Source organism: Erythrobacter sp. S158, from assembly GCF_057364915.1.
On sequence record NZ_CP200279.1, the window covers coordinates 1,106,415 to 1,124,866 of the forward strand.

Sequence of the window (18,452 nt, forward strand, 5' to 3'; positions counted from 1 at the left end):
ACTTCGCTTACATGCCCGAACCCGGACCGTAAGTGATTTCGACGCGGCGGTTTTGCAGTTCGCGCACACCGTCAGCGGTGGGAACGCGCGGCTGCGATTCGCCGAATGCCTCGCTTGCAATGCGGCCCGAAGGCACACCGCGTGCGGTCATGTATTCCATGACGCTCATGTTGCGACGCTCGGCCAGAGCCATGTTGTAGCTCACGCTGCCCGAACGGTCGGTGTGACCGGCAAGCATGACGCGCGCCGTGCCGCAGTTCGAGTATGCGGTAACCGCATTGTCGAGGATCGTCGCTGCATCCGCTGTGATCGTGCTTTCATCAAAGTCGAAGAAAACGATGTAGGGGCCGGTGTTACACGGTGCCAGCTCAGGAGCGGGCGGCGGCGGTGGCGGCGGCGGTGGCGGGGGAGGCGGCGGCGGTGGCGGCGGCGGGGGAGGAGGCGGCGGAGGCGGCGCATCCTGACCACCGAAGTTGAATGTCAGCGTGCCGAGAATCGAGTGCGATTCCTGAAATAGCTCAAGACCGTTGCCACCGAAGCCTTCGACTTCGACGTTGTCAGCGCGGAAGTAGCGATACTTGATGCCGATATCGGCATTGTCCGCGATCGGATAGCGCGCACCAGCAATGCCCTGATATGCAAAGGTCGTGTCGCTATCATCAGCAAAGGTGCCGTTGACAGGGTCGCTCAGTTCGAAGGTGACATTGGCAAAACCAGCGCCGGCACCGACGAAGAACTGCAGGCCGTCATCGTCGCCGATGTCGATCATGCCGTTGAGCATTGCGGTCAGGGTGTCTTGAGTGCTGTCGGGACCGGTGCGGAATCCACCGGGGACACCGAGAGTGTTGTTCGGGCTGGTCACGACGAAGGTGTCATGGTCCTGCGCCTTGTAAGTTGCCTCTGCCTCGAGACGGAACATGCCAAAGTCGTAACCGACCACGGCTTCCAGTTCGATCCCGGTACCGGTGTTGACGAATGATTCGTTCAGCGGCGGGGTGCCCTGGAAGGGTTCGCTTTCGATCTCGATCTGGTCTTCAAAGATGATGCCCCCGCCGATACCGGCGTAGACCTGTCCCTCGCGCGCTTGCGCGGGGACTGCGATGATTGCCGCCGTGCTGGCGAGCAGAATCGCTGTTTTTCTCATTTTTGTCCTCACTATGTATTTGACCAACCACGCAAAAGGGGGATCGTGGTGGTTGTGACAATAATCCGTGACTTTGTTCAAGGTTCCAAAATTTCTTCGCACTGTGTGAAATAGTCGGTCGTCAGCCTCATTCTTGCGACCAATGGCATCGGCTCAGGCAATCGCAATGAGGACAATTACTTGGGTCAGGCGCGTTTGCGCCCACCGAAAAAAGAAGGGGCCGGATTGCTCCGGCCCCTCTAGCGAATTCTATTGATGGTGCTTCTTACATGCCCGAACCGGGGCCGTAGGTGACTTCGACACGGCGGTTTTGCAGTTCGCGCACACCGTCAGCGGTGGGAACGCGCGGCTGCGATTCCCCGAAGGCTTCGCTTGCGATACGGGCCGAAGGGACACCGCGTGCGGTCATGTATTCCATGACGCTCATATTTCGGCGCTCGGCCAGAGCCATGTTGTAGCTCACGCTGCCCGACCGGTCTGTATGACCGGCGAGCATCACGCGCGCCGTGCCGCAATTCGCATAGGCGGTGATGGCATTGTCGAGGATCGTCGCAGCGTCCGCCGTGATCGCGCTCTCATCGAAATCGAAAAACACGATGTAGGGCCCCGTGTTGCAAGCCGGAGCAGGCGGCGGGGGCGGAGGAGCAGGCGGCGGTGGCGGCGGTGGGGGAGGCGGAGGAGGAGGCGGCGGGGGCGGAGGAGGCGGCGGGGGCGCAGCCTGACCACCGAGGTTCCAGATGACGCTCGCCATAACCGAGTGCGATTGATAGTCGACCTCAATCGGGTTGCCGTTCGATGCGTCGAGCTCAAACTCGTCCACGACAAAGTAGCGATACTTGAGGCCGACATCCATCCGATCGTTCACGGGAACCCGGAAACCGGCGATTGCCTGGTAAGCGAAGTCGCTGCTGGAGTCGTCGATGAGGCTGCCGAAATTGGCAGGTTCGATCGAAAGGTCGACCCGCGCGATACCGGCACCGCCCCCGGCATAGACCTGGATGCCGTCGTCATTGCCGAACTCGACCAGAGCATTCACCATGCCGCTGATGATGTTGATGTCGGCAGACGAGCTTACGAAGCTGACCGGAGTTGTCTGACCGCCCGCAGTGAAGGTCGGGTTGAGCAGGGTGACATCGTCGATGCCGTTGTTCTTGTAGGAACCCTCGGCTTCAATCCGGAACCAACCGAAATCGTATCCGAAGATCACGTCGGCATCGAAACCGAGGTTCGGATCGGCAAAGGCCGCGTTGGTCTGCGGATCGGTATCGGCGAGATCGATGTCGATCTGGTTGCCATCGTTGATGCCCGCTTCGAGACCGACATATGCCTGCCCCTCGCGCGCTTGCGCAGGTGCGGCAATTGCTACCGCAGTGGTAGCAAGCAAAAGTGCTGTTCTTTTCATTGTAACCCTCACTGAGTTTTGAACTCTCTTGGGCGGGTAAGCTGCGCCTATGGCAGGTACGTGACGCATTCCTTCACCTTGTCATACATCTGTCCGATGCGAGGATCGCCGATTGCAATGCGCGGGTCTGCGCGCCATGATCCCCACCGGAGAGAGGCTGCTTTTTGCGGCCGATTATTTTTCAGGAGAGAGAGAAACAACCATGCAGACGCAGAACCTGGGTGCCATGCAGGACTGGAGCATGCGGATCACGTCGGTGATCGACCATGCCGCACGCGAAGCCGGAGCGCGGGAAATCGTGACGCGCTGGGCCGACGGCAGCGAAACCCGCACCAACTGGGCCGGTATCCGCGAAGATGCGCTGAAGATGGCGCAGGCATTGAAGGCTCTTGGCATCAAGCCGGGCGAACGCGTTGCGAGCCTTGCGATGAACCATTCGCGTCACCTCGTAAGCTGGTACGGCGTTGCTGGCATGGGCGGGGTGCTCCACACGGTAAACCCGCGTCTGTTCGAAGATCAGCTCGAGTACATCGTCACCCACGCCGAAGACCGCGTGCTGCTTTACGATGCAGCATTTCAGCCGATCGTCGATGCGATGAAGGACCGCTGGCCCACGGTCGAGCACTACATCTGCTACGATTCCGGCGAGCACACGACCAGCTTCGAGGATTGGATCGGCGAACAGAATGGCGAGACCGAATGGTTCGCCGGAGACGAGCGCGATCCGTGCATGATCTGTTACACCAGCGGCACTACCGGCAATCCCAAGGGCGTCCAGTACGAACACCGCTCCACCGTGATGCACGCCATCAGCGGGCTTCAGCCTGCCGCTTTCAACTTCTCGAGCGCGTCGGTGATGCTCCCCGTGGTCCCGATGTTCCACGCGGCCAGCTGGGGGCTACCCTACGCAGGCGCGATGGCTGGCATCAAGTTCGTGTTCTCGGCGGTAAACGACCCGGCTGTGCTGCACGAGATGATGATCAAGGAGGGTGTCACCGACAGCGCGGGCGTGCCGACCGTCTGGCTCGCTCACTTCCAGTATTGCGACAAGGAGGGCCTCGACCTGCCGCCCTTGAAAGCCGCGACTATTGGCGGTTCGGCTGCTCCCAAGTTCATGATCAAGCGCCTCCTTGAAAATGGCACGCGCGTGCAGCACGCCTGGGGCATGACCGAGACCAGTCCCATCGGCACGGTCGGTGGCCCGACCTGGGACTGGGATACGCTCACGCTTGATGAGAAGGTCGACAAGTGCGCCATGCAGGGCCGCCCCGTTTTCGGCGTCGAGCTGCGCACCGTGGACCTCGACGACATGGCGACCGAATTGCCGCGAGACGGAATGACTTCCGGCGCGCTCCAGATCCGGGGACCATGGATCATCAAGCGCTACTTCAAGGCGGAACAGGATGCAGTGAACAACGAAGGCTGGTTCGACACTGGTGACGTCGGCATCCTGCACCCGGACGGCACGCTGCAGCTTACCGACCGGACCAAGGACGTGATCAAGTCGGGCGGGGAATGGATCAGCTCGGTCGAGCTGGAAAACGCAGCCGTCGGTCACCCTGCCGTCGCCGAGGCGGCGTGCGTCGGCATGTTCCACCCCAAGTGGGACGAACGCCCGGTGCTGTTCGTTATCAAGAACGAAGGGGCCGAATGCACTGGTGATGATATCATTGAGCACTTGAAGCCGCTCGTGGCGAAGTGGTGGCTGCCCGACGCGGTCGAGTTCGTCGACGATATCCCGCACACCGCGACCGGCAAGATCTCGAAGAAAGATCTGCGCGACCGGTTCTCGGATTACAAGCTGGAGGCGTGAGGGCCATGATGAAGAACCGCATCGCAACCCTGTTCGCACCCCTTGCGCTGCTTGCGTGCACCTCTTCGGCAGCGGCATCCGTCATCGACGTGGCCAAGACCCCGTGGTGCGGGTGCTGCGCTGTGTGGGTCGAGCGGATGGAAGCCGCTGGCTTTACGCTCGACGTGCGCAATGTCGAGGACCTCAATCCGATAGCCGATGAGGCGGGCGTTCCGCGCAACCTGCGCGGCTGCCACACCGCCATGGTCGAAGGCTACGTGATCGAAGGACATGTTCCCGCAGAGGACATTAAGCGCCTGCTCGAAAAGCGGCCCGACGCGGTCGGCCTCAGCGTTCCCGGAATGCCAGTCGGCTCGCCCGGAATGGAGCGGGGCAGCCGCGTTGACCGCTATCAGGTCGTGCTGATTATGGCCGATGGACGCCACCGGGTGTGGTCCACCCACGGCCCCTCGCAGTCCTGAACCTGAAGGAGCGCAGTCTCATGGCGAAGAGCTACATCGACCCGTCGCCTGCCAATTTTCAGGCGTTCAAGGATCTCCCGCGCGACGAGCCGATCCACATGCTCAACCTGCTGCGATACCGCGAGCTGGCCGAATATCCCGAGGGCCACCAGCATCATGGCAATGGCTGGAGCGGCAGGCGCGCTTACGAGGAGTACGGCGTAACCTCTGGCCCGATCTTCAACCGCGTGGGCGGCGAAATCGTCTGGCGCGGTGCTTTCCAGACGATGGTGACAGGGCCGGAGCCTGACGAAAAGGTCTGGCACGACGGCTTTGTCGCGCAATACCCCAATGCGGGCGCTTTCTTCGAGATGATCAAGGACCCCGGCTACCAGAAAGCCGTCATCAATCGCACTGCCGCGCTGGTGGACAGCCGCCTGATGCGTTTCAAACCGGGCGAAGTCGGCGGAGGATTCGGCTAGTCCGAGCCGCTCTCGCAATCGTCTTCCGGCAGGCCGAATGGGGCGATGCGCGGGTTAGAGAACGATCCTTCGTCCGGTGACGCGTCGGGTGTCGAGCGGCCGAGTTGCTCGTTCATTTTCTCGGCCACGTCCGCCGGGACGAGCACGGTGCACAGCTTTTCGACTTCGTCGGTGACAATCACGCCGAAATCTTCATCGATGGCATCGCGCGGGATGCCGAAACGTTCGGCCACGGCGTCAGGATCGGGCGGGTCTCCATCGAAATGGAACTGCACCATCACCTTGGGTTGATCCTGAGCCATGACCGATCGTCTCTCTTTCAGGGGTGAATGCTAGCCACCACAGCCGCAGTCACCGCCTCCGGATTTGCCGCCGGCAGGCGCGGGCGGCGCGGCGCCGTCTGAGCCTACAAGCGCTTGGTATTGGCCGACATAGTAGAACAGTTCGGCCATTTCTTCCACGCTCAGCTCTTCTAGCGCACTGCCGTCGCTTAGGTCGAGCATGCCCATATCGCCGCTCTGCGCATCGCCATCGTACTCGTCGAAGAAATCGAACTCAGCTTCCTGACGAGGACGCGGCGGGCGCGGCGGGATCGGCGGGATGGGGATGGGACGCGGTGGCCGCGGGATCGGCAGACGCGGACGACACAGCCGCGGGAAACGGCGGCAGATGTCGCGCGGCAGCGGGATCGGGCGACAGATGTGCGGATGAGTGCGGCATATGTCGATGATGATCGGCCGCAAGCGCCGCGCGATCGCGCACCCGTTGACCACGCCATAACCGTGCGAGAAATCATATCCTCGCGTACCAAGATCCTGCGCGGTGTTGGTAATCAGCTGACGAATGGCTGCCGGGGTTCGCGATGCGTTTCCTGCGACATAAGGCCGCTTCGAACGGACCGCCGCAACCACGCCCGCAACAACGGGGCAAGCTGCTGAGGTTCCCCCATCGGCGGCATAGACGCCCGAACCCTGAAAGTGCGTGTATCCGGAGATATCCGGCTTGTTGCGCACAAGACGGCCCGGGCCCTTGCTCGAATAGCCGACGCGGGTCTTCGTGGTGTCGACACCAGCGACCGAGAGCACCTGCGGGTGGCTGTTCGCGCCATAGATTGCGCGAGTAGTCACACCTCTGCAGCGACCATCGGGGCAGTCGCTTCCGCAATTGCCTGCCGCAAACAGGATGTCTGCGCCGTGGCGGGCCAGGGTGGTCACGATCCGGTTGAACGGGTGACCGGGGTTGTCGCTGTAATTGCCCGGATGACCGACGGGGTAATCCCACGATGGATGGAACATGCCCCAGCTGTTGTTGACCACCAGCGAGCGTGTCTCACCAGGGCGACGCGGAGCGCGCATCACGCGGATAAGGTGCTGGTATGCGCGCACGGCATCGGACAGGAAGCCTTCCATCACCGTGCCGCCGGTTGCCCGCGTTTGAAGCAGTGCGATGTCGAGCAGGGTGCATTTGGGCGCCGCAATACACGCGTCGAAAGCGCACATCGTGCCGTGTCCGACTGGCAGATTGCCCGGCGTTAAACCGGCGCGCGGAACCCAGCTGCGGGCCGCATCGAAACCGGGATTTTTCCCCTTCGAGCGGATATGCGCCATGTTGATGCCGCTATCGACAATCGCGACGAGCACGCCTTCACCGTCCGCTCCCATGCGGTGCAGGGTGCTGGTGCAAAGCAGCCGCTCAACCGTCCGGTCGTTTCCCTGCGGAGGCGATCCGGGACAAATGAGGCATGGCTCGATCGTGACGTCGGAATAGACGCCCCGAACACCTGGCTTCTTCATCAGCTCCTTCGCCGCCTTTTCAGCATCGTCGGAATCGACGTTGCAGCGCATGAGGTAGGTGGTTTCGACCGAGGGTTGAGCATCAAACCCGTCGTCTTCCATGGAAATGTTCTCGCCGTCCTCTTCGGAAGCCATGTCGAAGCCGAAATCGTCGTCGAAGGCAGCAAAGCGCGCTTCGCCTGCTCCGCCGGCAAGATCGGTCATTTCCGTCACGCCGAAGTCGGTATCCAAAGTGATGCTGGAGACATCGTCTGCAGCGGTGACCGTCTTTGATTTCTTCATCGCCTTTTCGGTGGCGGCACCGGCTTCGAATTTGCCTGTGGAAGCTGCCGCGAGGCCGCGATCCTCTTCCATTTCGATTAGAAGTTTTACTAAGCTCATGATCCTGTTCCTGTTTTTAGTTTTGTAGAACAAGTGATTGAGCGACCTTTATTGTTCCCTCTCGTTGCAATCACGCATAGGTCATCAATCCCAAAATATATGGGACTTTAAGTTCAATGCTTTTCAAATGACCGACTCGGATACTACGTTTTTGCATTAAGGGAAGATGGTATAGAATCGACAATTGTCAGGTTATTGACCGTGGATCGTTAGTTTACAGTTATATTAACTAAACTACATTTCAATTTGTTTTGTCGCTTCTTGATCAGATCTTACGCTGTCTTTCTGCCTGATATCGCGTCGGCGTGACGAACCGGCGGCCTAAGCCATCTGGCGCTAGCGGATCGAAATTGCCCGACATCGCGCTCTTGGCTAGGCTTGTTGAAACTCAAAGCTAGCGGAGAAAACACGATGCCAACCGTTGCCGTCGCCACCGATTTCAGCCCCAGAGCAGACAGGGCGGTCGATCGGGCAAAGCTTTTGCAAAAGCAGATGGGCGGCAAATTGCTGGTCGTTCACGCGACCAATCAGGCGGCAGACGATCAGCCGGACATGGATGACCTCACTCGCAAAATGCGCCTTTCGACCGGGCTTGAGGCTGCAGATGGCGACGTGCAGTTTCTGTTCCCAAGCGGAACGCCGACCAAGGCGATTGCTCATTCGTGCGACAAGCATGACGTGGACCTGCTGGTCCTTGGACCGGCGCGGTACAATACGCTCGGCGACTACTTTCTTGGTACCGCTGTCGACTACATCCTTCGATCGACCACCAAACCCGTTCTCGTGGTCAAGATGCGCGCCCACACAGATTATCGCGAGATCGTGGCTGGCACCGACTTCTCTCCCGGCTCAGCGCACGCGATACTTACCGCAGCGCGAATGCTTCCCAACGCCAAGGTGCATGTTGTCAACGCGTGGCAAGTGCCGTTTCAGGCGTTCAACAAGGACGCCTACGCTGCCGAAGAGGTCGAGCGCGATCACAAAAACAAGCTCGCTGAATTCATGGCTGGACTTGCAGAGCGGGAAGGGCGCCTTGCCGACGCGACTAGCGAAACGAACCGCGGCGATGCGTGCGATGCGCTTCGAAAGGGGCTCGAGGTAAACCCGAACGCGCTAGTGGTTCTTGGCAGCCACGGGACAAGCGGCTTCAGGCAGGCAACTATCGGCAGCGTTACCAGCGACCTCTTGCGATATCTCGAAGCCGATACACTGGTAATCAATTCTGCAGACGCAGAGTAGCGACGCCTCAACAGACGAGGGCGCTAGTCTGCGAAAAGAACACTACACGCGGCGTTCTTCGCCCGAGCGCCGGACATGCTTGCGACGATCCGGGCCCTCATAAGCGGTGTCTGCCTTGCGGCGATCGCCCGAACGGCGATCGGAGCTGCGACGGTCAGATGCGCTAGCGTTGCTGGAATTGTGGTTCGTTGTCATCGTCTACTTCCCAATTGCACCAAAGTTATTTGACGGTGGCAATTAGAAACCGAATTAAGTTAATCTTGCGTAAAAGGCCCGTAAAAATACAGTATAATTCCAAATAGCGACAATCACGCAGTGTTAGAATAGTCGCAATTGACCGCCCAATTCCGGCGGTCTGAACCTAGAGCAATCGAGATCGAATTGCGCCTTGCCCTTGCCTATTCCGGCTCGCTTGCACGCCACGCGGAAGCGGGTTCGCAGAAGGTCAGCCCAGACGCCGGTTGGCTTCATCCGCGTGAAAAAGTCGGGATCGTTATCGCGACCATTCCTGATGGATCGCACAATGCTCATCACCTTGCCTGCACGATCCGGGTAATGAACATCGAGCCACTCGCGAAACAATGGTGAGACTTCATGCGGAAGGCGCAAGGGGATCCATCCAACGCTTTTGACGCCGAGCGCCGCAACCCGCTCGATAATGCTCTCCATGAACTCATCGGTAATCGCCGGGATGATCGGGGAGATAGAGCAATGCACCGGCACCCCAATCTCGACCAGCTTGCCAAGCGCCGCCACGCGTTTCGCTGGGGCAGGGCAGCGCGGTTCGAGCTTGCCTGACAGAACCGGGTCTAGCGTCGTGACCGAAATCGCGACGGCTACAAGGTTGCGGCTCGCCATCTCCTCAAGCAGGTCAGCGTCCCGCGTTACTCGGTCGGACTTCGTCGTGATTGTGACCGGATGCCGCGCTTCCAAACACACTTCGAGAATGTCGCGGGTGATGCGGTAACGCTTCTCTATTGGCTGATACGGATCGGTGTTGGTCCCCAGCGCAATCGGTTGTGGCTTGTATTTGCGTTTCGCCAGCGTTTCTCGAAGCAGTTCAGCTGCATTGGGCTTTGCGAACAGCTGTGTTTCAAAGTCCAGGCCGGGTGAGAGATCGTGATAGGCGTGGGTAGGGCGCGCAAAGCAATAGATGCAGCCATGTTCGCAACCGCGATAGGCGTTGATAGAACGGTCGAAGGGGACATCCGGCGATTTGTTGAAGGTGAGGATCGTTTGAGGTCGCTCCTCGGTCACAGTCGTGCGCAACTTTACCGGCGGTCCATCAAGCGATTCCATATGGTCGCGCCAGTCTCCATCCAGCTCACGCGTGGCGAGGCCAAAGCGTGTCGAGACACCGCCAGAGGCGGCACCTCGACCGCGCTCGAAATCGGGATGGTCGGGGTAACGCATGGGTGGAACATATAAAGAACATACACGCGTTTGTCACCCGATTTCGCTTTCCTACATGGTGCGCGAAAGGGCATGGGGCAGACCCTCGAAATTGCCATTTGAGAGGAGGACGGATTTTAGCCCTAGGACCGTGTAACATGCGGTCCACTTCTCAGGTAAGGCGCTGAAAACGCTAGGATTCAGGATTCGCGAAGTCGCGGCATCAGTTCGACGAAATTGCAGGGCCTGTTGCGGCTGTCGAGCTGCTCGGCAAGGATGCCGTCCCAGCCATCCTTGACCGCTCCATTAGAGCCGGGAAGTGCAAAGATGTAAGTGCCCCTTGCGACGATGGCGCAGGCGCGCGACTGCACGGTGCTGGTGCCGATGGACTTGTAGCTGATCCAGCGAAACAGCTCGCCAAAGCCGGGAATGTCGCGCCCGCCGTCGATACGCGAGAGCGCTTCAGGGGTGACGTCGCGGCCGGTGAGGCCAGTGCCTCCGGTCGAGATGATCGCGTCGATGTTGGGATTGTCGATCCAGCTTTCGATCTCGTCCACCAGCAGGATCGCATCATCCTTGATAATGGCGCGTTCGGCGATGGTGTGACCGGCGGCTTCGATCCTTGCTGCAAGAATGTCGCCGGAGGTGTCGTTATCGCGGGTGCGCGTGTCAGAGACGGTCAGGACAGCGATGTTGATCGGAGTGAAGGGTAAGGTCTCGTCAATCGCCATCGCGTCGATCCGTCCCTATCGCTCGAGGCTCGCGGAGCGCGAATGGTATGCGCCGGGGAACACAGGCCACTCACCTTGTGCAAGGGCGCGGCGACTGGGCGAGGTAACGCCGGCGGCGCGCTCGTACATCCAGTAGTTGCGCATTACGATCGAGACATAGCCGCGCGTCTCCCAATAGGGGATCGACTCCATCCAGAGCAGCGGATCGCCCTGATCGTTGATCTCAGAATTCCAGCGGCTGACCGGAGTGAGGCCTGCATTGTAAGCGGCCATGATCTTGGGGAGCAGCCCTTGCGTCGCCGGATTGTCGCGAAGCATCTCAAGGTTGCGCTGCCCGAATGCGAGGTTCACCTCGGGATCGTTGAGGTCGACGTAGGATGCGCTCATGTTGAGGCGCGGGGCGTGCTGCCGCACGGTGATCGGAGTGATCTGCATGAGACCGCGCGCATTGGCGGGGCTGACTGCGCGGGTGCGAAAGCCTGACTCCTGGAGGGCATGTGCGAAGGCAAGCGAAGGATCGACGCGCCATCCGGTGCGTGGCTGCCATCCGGCTACTGGATAGAGCAAGGAACGATCCGCTCGCACTCCGTATGGGGTGTAGTGAGCCATGAACAGCTGCGTCGATGGCAGGCCAAGCGTTCGAGCAAGTCGCGCTATCGCAGGATAGTCCTGCGCCCGTCCGATCCGCGCTTCATGGCGAAGAACCTCGTCGGCAAGGCCCGGGCGACCGATCTCGATCAGGGCAGCAGCGATGCGCACGTTCTTGCGGTCGGAGATCGCGTTCCAGTCTGCACTGTCAAAAGGCTCAGCCGGTGCCGCTGTCGGAACCTCGATGCCCAGCTGGTCGATTGCGAGCATTCCGTACAGCGTCTCGTCATAGCGGGACGCGGCATCGATGTGGCGCTGCGCACGATCTGGGTCACCGCACCGTACAAGCGAGCGGTAAGCCCAGTAATGGGCAGCAGATGTGAGTTCGACATTGGTCGATTGGTACGCGGCACGCTCGAAGGCATCCGCCGCGATCGAGCAATCGCCAAGGCGCCACGATGCAAGGCCTGCGACCCATTCGCCTTCTGCAACCCAGGCACCCGAACCTTCGGAAACCGTCTGCGCCAGCATGAGCGCGTTCCGGTCGTCGTTCTCGATATAGTAGCTCCACGCCACACGCTGCCGCCACTCGGCGCGCGCTTCTGCGCTGAGGTATGGATCGATCTCGACAAGCTGTGCATGCGCGCCGACCGGGTCATCATTGCGGATTGCGCTGAGGATCGCATCCTTGGAGCGCGGTGTGATCGAACCGTCGTCGACGGTGCGCGGGCGAATGCGCTTGGTGGCGGAGGGCTGCCGCGCAAAGCTCTGCGCTTCGGGAAATTGAGGAAGCCACTCAAGCCCGCGATTGGCGCCGATCCGGCCCAATTGCTCTGCCTGCGGAAGCTCGACGCCGTCCTCGAACCACTGCTCAACTTGCACAGATGAAACTCGCGGGCTGTTAGCGTGGGTATAGAATTCAGCCAATGCGAGCTGATTGAGGAGGCCATTGTCACGGCGTTCTAGCAGCGCACGGACGTCGTCCCATTGCTGGCTATCGATCGCGGCAAAAAGCGAGCGGTAATGCGCGCGTTCCTCGTCGCTCAGGACTTGAGGTACTGCGGCCCTTGCTGCGTGGGCGCGCTCATATTGCGCCACCATGTTAGAGGATTGCGCAAAGGCAGCAGGAGCAAGTGCGAGAGTGGAAGCCGCAGCGAACCCAACAATTGAGGCTCGCAAACCGTAAGTCGTCATAGATCGGCTGACCATTCCATCCATCTCCGCCAAAACCTGGCCTTGAGGCGGGGCATTGCCATCATGGCATCGAGCCCCTCGCTCACCATCAGCGGTACACTTCGCTTCTCATGGTTGATTTCGCGTAAAGACGATACGTCTTTCGTTAACTCGTGCCCCAATAACGGCGGGATGCTCGAACCGAAGGCAATCAGGCGCTTAGGGGCGACGAGGCTGATGTGGTGGAGCGTGACAGCGTCCATTCCCGCGGCGGCAATGGTGGCGGCATCGGCCATCGGCGTGTGACGGGGCAGAGCGGATGCAAGATAGACGGCATCTTCGGACAATCCCATCGCCGTCAGGATGCGGTCGAGCAATTGGCCGCACGTGCCGTTCAGGAGCCTGTCGCTGTCTCGCTCTTCGGGATCGAGGACCAGTACCATCAACTCGGGCCTCGCAGCGCCTCGCGGCGGAACCCGACCACGCGGCCCAATGGTGTCTAGGCCGGGTGCCTCGAGCCAGAACTGGCGGAAACCATCAAGATCTGCTGGTGGATTGGGCCCAAGAAGATCACTTAGCTGAATTTTGGGACTAGGTGCCGGGACAGGTTCTGACGACGCAGATTTCGCGCTTGGCGACGCTGTTGGCGCAGTGTCAGCCTCTGGAACTGCATCCATGCTACCAAGCCATGACGTAGCGTCCTCGGCGAAGTCGCAATCGACACCTGCCATTCGCCACCAGTCCAAAGTGGCATCGAGTTGGTCTTTCAGGGAGGATGCAGGTGCTTTCATAGTCTTGAAGGCAGGCCTTGACTGTCGGACCCCTCGTTAGCAAGTGCATTGCGACAGATATGCGCAAACGGGTGCGCACAACTACATTGGGGTAAAAAAGCTGATGAGCGAACGCGAATCAATGCCATGCGACGTCGTGATTGTGGGTGGCGGGCCGGCCGGCCTGTCAGCTGCGATCAAACTCAAGCAGATCAATGAAGAGCTTGAGGTTGTCGTATTGGAGAAAGGCTCCGAGATCGGAGCGCACATTCTCTCAGGCGCGGTCGTCGATCCCAAGGCGCTGAACGAGCTGTTCCCCGATTGGCGCGACATGGATTGCCCGATGGCAGAAACGCCGGTGACCGATAACTGGCACTGGGTGCTTTCAAAGAGCGGCAAGACTTCGCTCCCGCACGCGATAATGCCTCCGCTGATGAGCAACCACGGCTGTTACACCGGATCGCTCGGCAACATGACCCGCTGGCTTGGTGAACAGGCCGAAGCTCTCGGCGTGATGGTGTTCCCCGGCTTCCCGGCTTCCGCTCCGATCTTCGATGAGCAGGGCCGCGTCTCCGGCGTTATCACACAGGACATGGGCGTTGCCGCCGATGGTTCGCACAAGCCCGATTACCAGCCGGGCATGGAGATCCACGCCAAGTACACGCTTTTTGCCGAGGGCGCGCGCGGATCGCTCACCAAGTTGATGAAGGCGAAGTACGACCTTGAGGCCGATTGTCAGCCGCAGGTCTACGGCCTTGGCATCAAGGAGCTGTGGGACATCGATCCGAGCAAGCATGTGCCGGGCCGCGTGATCCACACGCAAGGCTGGCCGCTCACCGAAAGCGATAGCTGGGGTGGGGGCTTCCTCTACCACCAGGCGAACGGTCAGGTTGCGCTCGGCTTCGTGACCGCGCTTGATTACAAGAACCCGTGGGTTTCGCCTTACCAAGAGTTTCAGCGCTGGAAGCAGCATCCTGCGATCCGCGAATACCTCGAGGGCGGGACGCGCGTCGCTTATGGCGCGCGCGCTATCAACGAGGGCGGCTGGCAGTCAGTGCCGAAGCTTGCCTTCCCGGGGGGCGCCTTGATTGGTTGCGCGGCTGGCTTCGTCAACGTGCCGCGCATCAAGGGTAGCCACACCGCGATGAAGAGCGGCATGCTGGCAGCCGAGAGCATTGCCGCTGCGATTGCGGCTGGCGACGAAAAGACCGAGCTGATGGATTACGACAGCGCGGTGCGTTCCAGCTGGATCGCCGACGAACTCAAGAAGGTTCAGAACGCTCAGCCCGCCGTTGCCAAGTATGGCGGCGATATCGGCACCGCACTTGCCGGGATCGATATGTGGATGCGCACGCTCAAGATCGGCCTGCCGATAAGCATGAAGCACCACAAGGACCACACTATGACGGGCCGGGCCGATCTCTACCCAAAGATCGACTATCCCAAGCCTGATGGTGAAATCAGCTTCGATCGCCTCACCAACGTCGCTTTCAGCTTCACCAACCATGCGGAGGACCAACCGGTCCACCTGCAGGTCGGCGACCGCGACTTGCAGCGCGAAAGCGAGCTTAAGGTCTTCGGCGGCCCCTCTGCGCGTTACTGTCCGGCGGGTGTCTATGAGTGGATCGAAGAGGAGGGCAAAGAGCCCAAGTTCCAGATCAACTCTCAGAACTGCGTCCACTGCAAGACGTGCGACATCAAGGACCCTAACCAGAACATCAACTGGGTGACCCCGGAAGGCGGGGGCGGGCCTAACTACCCGAACATGTGACGCGCCTCTTGGCGATCAGCGAAACCGCATATGCCAAGATCAACCTCGCGCTGCATGTCCGCAGGCGGCGCGAGGATGGCTATCATGAGCTTGAGACGTTGTTCGCCTTCGTCGATGCAGGCGATGTGCTTAGTGCGCGAGTGTCTGACCAGGACCGGGTGACCACGCTGGGTGAGTTTGCAGGCGGGATCGACGACCCGCTCGACAACCTCGTTGCCAAAACGCTCGCGGTGCTTCCCCGAGCTCAGTGGCTCGATATGACCCTCGAGAAGAACCTGCCTGTCGCGGCGGGTCTCGGTGGCGGATCTGCCGATGCGGGCGCTGTCTTCAGGTTGGTGGAGCAAATGCATGGCTTGCCTGACGATTGGCAGTCTCGCGCGGCAAAGCTCGGCGCCGACGTGCCGTGCTGTGTACGAAGTGAAACGGTGGTTGGGCGAGGCACCGGGACCGAACTGGAGCGCGCTCCACAGGATCTGGCAGGTACGCCGGTGCTCTTGGTCAATCCGCGTGTTCCACTAGCCACTGGCCCAGTTTTCAAGGCGTGGGATGGCCGCGACCGTGGCGCCTTGCCTGAAGGCTCGGCCCGTGAGATCGCCCTCGAAGGGCGCAATGATCTCACCACGCCCGCGCTCGAATTGTGCCCTCCCATCAGCGATGTGCTAGACGCACTTGCGAATGGCGAAGCATGGCTCTCCCGCATGTCGGGATCAGGAGCCACCTGTTTTGCGTTGTATGACGACGAAGCCGCGCGTGATCACGCTGCCGAGCGGCTTAGAAAAAAGCGCCCCGACTGGTGGCTGCTAACAGGGAAATTGAGATGATCGACGGACAGGTGTTCAAGCAAATCGGCGACTTGAAGCGAGGCGGGCTGGTGTGTGTGGCAGACCATGCGTCGAGCTTCGTGCCCGATGACCTTCCGCTTGGAATTCCTGCCGATCAGGTGGAAACGCATATCGGAGTGGACATCGGCGTCGCCGGTGTTGCCGCACGAATGGCTCGGCGGCACGGTATTCCGGCTCACATGGCGCTTATCAGCCGTCTGGTGGTGGATCTGCACCGTGAGGAAGACCATCCCAAGGTCGTACCGACCGAAAGTGATGGGCACTTGATCCCTGGCAATATTGGCGCGGACGTAGAAGCGCGTCTGGATCGATATCACCGGCCCTATCACGAAGCCTTGGCCAAGTGGTTGGACGAGGCGGCCCCCGAGCTCATCATCTCGCTTCACAGCTTCACGCCTCGACTGGAGACCAGCACTGAGGAACGTCCTTGGGAAGTTGGCCTTCTCTACAATGAAGACGACCGCGCCGCTCGCCATGCCATCCGACTGTTCGGAGAACTGGGCCTGAATGTAGGCGATAACGAGCCTTACTCGGGCAAGGAACTCAACGCGACGATGAACCGGCATGCGGAGGCGCACGGGCGACCCTATTGCGCTGTCGAAGTCAGACAGGATCTGATTTCGAACCGCGCAGACCAGGCGCGCTGGGCTGCCATGATCGCCGATGTGTGTGGAAGGGTTGCGCTCGCGCTCGACTAGCGGCACAGGCTGTTACCCGGATCGAACTCTACGGGAAACAAAATGTCCTTCGACAAGTCCAAATTGCCAAGCCGCCACGTCTCGGTCGGGTCTGAACGCGCGCCCCACCGTTCCTACTATTACGCGATGGGCATGACCGAGGAAGAAATCGCACGCCCCTTCGTTGCCGTGGCCAGTGCTGGTAACAATTCCGCGCCTTGCAACACAACGCTCGATCCGCAGGCGAACATCTGCCGCGAAGGCGTCATTGCGGGGGGAGGGACCCCGCGCCGCTTCAACACCATCACGGTTACAGATGGGATCGCGATGGGCCATCAGGGCATGAAGAGCTCGCTGGTAAGCCGTGAGGTCATTGCGGACTCCGTCGAGCTTTCGGTGCGCGGTCACTGTTACGATGCGCTTGTCGGATTTGCCGGATGCGACAAGAGCCTGCCCGGAATGATGATGGCCATGCTGAGGCTCAACGTGCCGAGCATTTTTGTCTATGGTGGCTCGATCCTGCCAGGCACTCATCGCGGCAAGGACGTGACCGTCGTCGATGTGTTCGAGGCCGTGGGCCAGCACGCGGCAGGAAATTGCCCGCTTCAGGAGCTGATCGAGCTCGAAAAGGTTGCGTGCCCCGGACACGGAGCCTGTGGCGGCCAGTTCACGGCCAACACGATGGCCTGCGTGGGTGAGGCAATCGGATTGTCATTACCGAACAGCAACATGGCTCCTGCTCCTTACAGGTCGCGTGAAGAAATCGCTCGCGCCGCGGGCGAGCAGGTGATGGTTCTACTTGAGCGCAACCTGCGCCCCCGCGACATCTGCACGCGCGCCGCTTTCGAGAATGCCGCGCGCGTGGTCGCAGCGACTGGCGGTTCCACCAATGCCGCTCTGCATCTGCCTGCTATGGCGAGCGAGGCGGGCATCGACTTCGACCTGTTCGACGTCGCCGAGATTTTCAAGTCCACCCCCTATATCGCCGACCTGAAGCCCGGCGGTAAGTACGTCGCAAAGGACATGCATGAAGCAGGCGGCGTTTACATGGGTATGAAGACACTGCTCGAAGGAGGGTTCCTCGATCCCGAGCCGATGACTGTGACCGGCAAGACGCTGGGCGAAAACCTCGAGGAAATCACGTGGAATCCCGATCAGAAGGTATTCTACGACGTAAGGAACCCGATCACCCCGACCGGCGGTGTGGTTGGGCTTAAGGGCTCGCTCGCGCCCGAAGGTGCGATCGTAAAGGTTGCCGGGATGGAACGTTTGCAATTTACCGGCACGGCTCGCGTATTCGAATGCGAGGAAGATGCCTTCGAGGCGGTCGAGAAGCGCGCCATAGTCGAAGGCAGCGTCATCGTCATCCGCTACGAAGGTCCCAAGGGCGGGCCCGGAATGCGCGAAATGCTCGCCACCACCGCTGCGCTTTACGGCCAGGGTATGGGAGAGAAAGTCGCCCTCATCACAGATGGGCGGTTCTCAGGCGCTACGCGTGGTTTCTGTATCGGTCATGTCGGCCCTGAAGCCGCGGATGGCGGACCGATCGCTCTCGTCGAGGATGGCGACACGATCAGCATCGATGCCGAGCTTGGCACGATCGACCTGGAGGTCGACCAAAGCGTGCTTGAAGAACGCCGAAAAGCATGGAAGCCGCGCACAAACGACTATCAGTCGGGCGCGCTGTGGCGCTATGCGCAGAACGTCGGGTCCGCGCGAAACGGAGCGCTCACCCATCCGGGCGCCAAGTCTGAGACCCATGTGTTTGCGGATATCTAGTATAGCCTTGAGCACGTTCGCTCTTGCCGCCTGCG

The 18,452-nt window shown here is 60.4% G+C and carries 17 protein-coding genes; 8 read left to right on the forward strand and 9 right to left on the reverse strand.

Annotated elements, in window-relative coordinates; all coding sequences use genetic code 11:
- Positions 1–7 precede the first annotated feature (7 nt).
- Entirely contained in the window at positions 8–1,144 is a 1,137-nt protein-coding gene (locus AC0V6T_RS05555; RefSeq protein WP_486125029.1) for an OmpA family protein, read from the reverse strand.
- Between the two features lie 265 nt (positions 1,145–1,409).
- The gene (locus AC0V6T_RS05560) at positions 1,410–2,546 is read right to left on the reverse strand and encodes an OmpA family protein (RefSeq protein ID WP_486125031.1); all 1,137 of its coding nucleotides are present in this window, start codon (positions 2,544–2,546) and stop codon (positions 1,410–1,412) included.
- A 202-nt stretch (positions 2,547–2,748) separates the two neighbouring features.
- Between AC0V6T_RS05560 and AC0V6T_RS05565 the strand changes: the two genes are divergently transcribed.
- Genes AC0V6T_RS05565 through AC0V6T_RS05575 form a run of 3 tightly spaced genes read left to right on the forward strand, consistent with a single transcriptional unit; the run spans position 2,749 to position 5,281 of the window.
- On the forward strand, positions 2,749–4,359 hold the full coding sequence (locus tag AC0V6T_RS05565) for a long-chain fatty acid--CoA ligase (RefSeq protein WP_486125033.1): 1,611 nt from the start codon (positions 2,749–2,751) through the stop codon (positions 4,357–4,359).
- Positions 4,360–4,364: 5 nt separating this feature from the next.
- On the forward strand, positions 4,365–4,820 hold the full coding sequence (locus AC0V6T_RS05570; RefSeq protein WP_486125035.1) for a DUF411 domain-containing protein: 456 nt from the start codon (positions 4,365–4,367) through the stop codon (positions 4,818–4,820).
- A gap of 20 nt (positions 4,821–4,840) precedes the next feature.
- Positions 4,841–5,281 (forward strand): DUF1330 domain-containing protein, encoded by a 441-nt coding sequence (locus AC0V6T_RS05575; protein WP_486125037.1) that lies wholly within the window; start codon positions 4,841–4,843, stop codon positions 5,279–5,281.
- On the opposite strand, the gene AC0V6T_RS05580 is transcribed toward AC0V6T_RS05575, so the two are convergent.
- A complete protein-coding gene (locus AC0V6T_RS05580; protein ID WP_007164377.1) occupies positions 5,278–5,583 on the reverse strand; it encodes a hypothetical protein in 306 nt (101 codons plus the stop codon). The two genes, AC0V6T_RS05575 and AC0V6T_RS05580, sit on opposite strands and share 4 nt — an antisense overlap.
- A gap of 30 nt (positions 5,584–5,613) precedes the next feature.
- Entirely contained in the window at positions 5,614–7,455 is a 1,842-nt protein-coding gene (locus AC0V6T_RS05585; RefSeq protein ID WP_486125039.1) for a S8 family peptidase, read from the reverse strand.
- Positions 7,456–7,866: 411 nt separating this feature from the next.
- Here AC0V6T_RS05585 and AC0V6T_RS05590 point away from each other — a divergent pair, with 411 nt between their 5' ends.
- Positions 7,867–8,694 (forward strand): universal stress protein, encoded by an 828-nt coding sequence (locus tag AC0V6T_RS05590; protein WP_486125041.1) that lies wholly within the window; start codon positions 7,867–7,869, stop codon positions 8,692–8,694.
- Positions 8,695–8,736: 42 nt separating this feature from the next.
- Here the strand turns inward: AC0V6T_RS05590 and AC0V6T_RS05595 are convergent, their stop codons facing one another.
- From AC0V6T_RS05595 to AC0V6T_RS05615, 5 genes are all read right to left on the reverse strand, one after another.
- Complete coding sequence (locus AC0V6T_RS05595) at positions 8,737–8,889, reverse strand: hypothetical protein (RefSeq protein WP_486125043.1); 153 nt, start codon at positions 8,887–8,889, stop codon at positions 8,737–8,739.
- A gap of 123 nt (positions 8,890–9,012) precedes the next feature.
- Entirely contained in the window at positions 9,013–10,107 is a 1,095-nt protein-coding gene (locus AC0V6T_RS05600; RefSeq protein WP_486125045.1) for a PA0069 family radical SAM protein, read from the reverse strand.
- Positions 10,108–10,286: 179 nt separating this feature from the next.
- The gene (moaB, locus tag AC0V6T_RS05605; RefSeq protein ID WP_486125047.1) at positions 10,287–10,817 is read right to left on the reverse strand and encodes a molybdenum cofactor biosynthesis protein B; all 531 of its coding nucleotides are present in this window, start codon (positions 10,815–10,817) and stop codon (positions 10,287–10,289) included.
- 15 nt (positions 10,818–10,832) lie between these two features.
- Positions 10,833–12,506 carry a lytic transglycosylase domain-containing protein gene (locus AC0V6T_RS05610; RefSeq protein WP_486125049.1) on the reverse strand — a complete coding sequence of 558 codons (1,674 nt, stop codon included), beginning with the start codon at positions 12,504–12,506 and terminating at the stop codon, positions 10,833–10,835.
- An 89-nt stretch (positions 12,507–12,595) separates the two neighbouring features.
- Positions 12,596–13,021, reverse strand: a complete 426-nt coding sequence (locus tag AC0V6T_RS05615; protein WP_486125051.1) for a uracil-DNA glycosylase family protein — start codon at positions 13,019–13,021, stop codon at positions 12,596–12,598.
- A gap of 451 nt (positions 13,022–13,472) precedes the next feature.
- Between AC0V6T_RS05615 and AC0V6T_RS05620 the strand changes: the two genes are divergently transcribed.
- The 4 genes from AC0V6T_RS05620 to ilvD are packed head-to-tail and all read left to right on the forward strand — an operon-like array spanning position 13,473 to position 18,417.
- Positions 13,473–15,119, forward strand: coding sequence for an electron transfer flavoprotein-ubiquinone oxidoreductase (locus AC0V6T_RS05620; protein ID WP_486125053.1), 1,647 nt, complete (start codon positions 13,473–13,475; stop codon positions 15,117–15,119).
- A gap of 8 nt (positions 15,120–15,127) precedes the next feature.
- Positions 15,128–15,940 (forward strand): 4-(cytidine 5'-diphospho)-2-C-methyl-D-erythritol kinase, encoded by an 813-nt coding sequence (locus AC0V6T_RS05625; RefSeq protein WP_486125055.1) that lies wholly within the window; start codon positions 15,128–15,130, stop codon positions 15,938–15,940.
- A complete protein-coding gene (locus AC0V6T_RS05630) occupies positions 15,937–16,659 on the forward strand; it encodes an N-formylglutamate amidohydrolase (RefSeq protein ID WP_486125056.1) in 723 nt (240 codons plus the stop codon). The genes AC0V6T_RS05625 and AC0V6T_RS05630 overlap by 4 nt, the downstream gene beginning before the upstream one ends.
- A 42-nt stretch (positions 16,660–16,701) precedes the next feature.
- On the forward strand, positions 16,702–18,417 hold the full coding sequence (ilvD, locus tag AC0V6T_RS05635; RefSeq protein WP_486125059.1) for a dihydroxy-acid dehydratase: 1,716 nt from the start codon (positions 16,702–16,704) through the stop codon (positions 18,415–18,417).
- Positions 18,418–18,452: the final 35 nt, after the last annotated feature.

Bases quoted from the DNA above. Each gene is read 5' to 3' on its own strand.
- AC0V6T_RS05620 (WP_486125053.1), top strand. From the start codon at position 13,473: ATGAGCGAACGCGAATCAATGCCATGCGACGTCGTGATTGTGGGTGGC.
- AC0V6T_RS05580 (WP_007164377.1), bottom strand. From the start codon at position 5,583: ATGGCTCAGGATCAACCCAAGGTGATGGTGCAGTTCCATTTCGATGGA.
- AC0V6T_RS05595 (WP_486125043.1), bottom strand. From the start codon at position 8,889: ATGACAACGAACCACAATTCCAGCAACGCTAGCGCATCTGACCGTCGC.
- AC0V6T_RS05565 (WP_486125033.1), top strand. From the start codon at position 2,749: ATGCAGACGCAGAACCTGGGTGCCATGCAGGACTGGAGCATGCGGATC.
- AC0V6T_RS05600 (WP_486125045.1), bottom strand. From the start codon at position 10,107: ATGCGTTACCCCGACCATCCCGATTTCGAGCGCGGTCGAGGTGCCGCC.
- AC0V6T_RS05575 (WP_486125037.1), top strand. From the start codon at position 4,841: ATGGCGAAGAGCTACATCGACCCGTCGCCTGCCAATTTTCAGGCGTTC.
- AC0V6T_RS05555 (WP_486125029.1), bottom strand. From the start codon at position 1,144: ATGAGAAAAACAGCGATTCTGCTCGCCAGCACGGCGGCAATCATCGCA.
- AC0V6T_RS05615 (WP_486125051.1), bottom strand. From the start codon at position 13,021: ATGGTACTGGTCCTCGATCCCGAAGAGCGAGACAGCGACAGGCTCCTG.
- AC0V6T_RS05560 (WP_486125031.1), bottom strand. From the start codon at position 2,546: ATGAAAAGAACAGCACTTTTGCTTGCTACCACTGCGGTAGCAATTGCC.
- AC0V6T_RS05590 (WP_486125041.1), top strand. From the start codon at position 7,867: ATGCCAACCGTTGCCGTCGCCACCGATTTCAGCCCCAGAGCAGACAGG.
- AC0V6T_RS05585 (WP_486125039.1), bottom strand. From the start codon at position 7,455: ATGAGCTTAGTAAAACTTCTAATCGAAATGGAAGAGGATCGCGGCCTC.
- AC0V6T_RS05630 (WP_486125056.1), top strand. From the start codon at position 15,937: ATGATCGACGGACAGGTGTTCAAGCAAATCGGCGACTTGAAGCGAGGC.
- ilvD (WP_486125059.1), top strand. From the start codon at position 16,702: ATGTCCTTCGACAAGTCCAAATTGCCAAGCCGCCACGTCTCGGTCGGG.
- moaB (WP_486125047.1), bottom strand. From the start codon at position 10,817: ATGGCGATTGACGAGACCTTACCCTTCACTCCGATCAACATCGCTGTC.
- AC0V6T_RS05610 (WP_486125049.1), bottom strand. From the start codon at position 12,506: ATGGTGGCGCAATATGAGCGCGCCCACGCAGCAAGGGCCGCAGTACCT.
- AC0V6T_RS05570 (WP_486125035.1), top strand. From the start codon at position 4,365: ATGATGAAGAACCGCATCGCAACCCTGTTCGCACCCCTTGCGCTGCTT.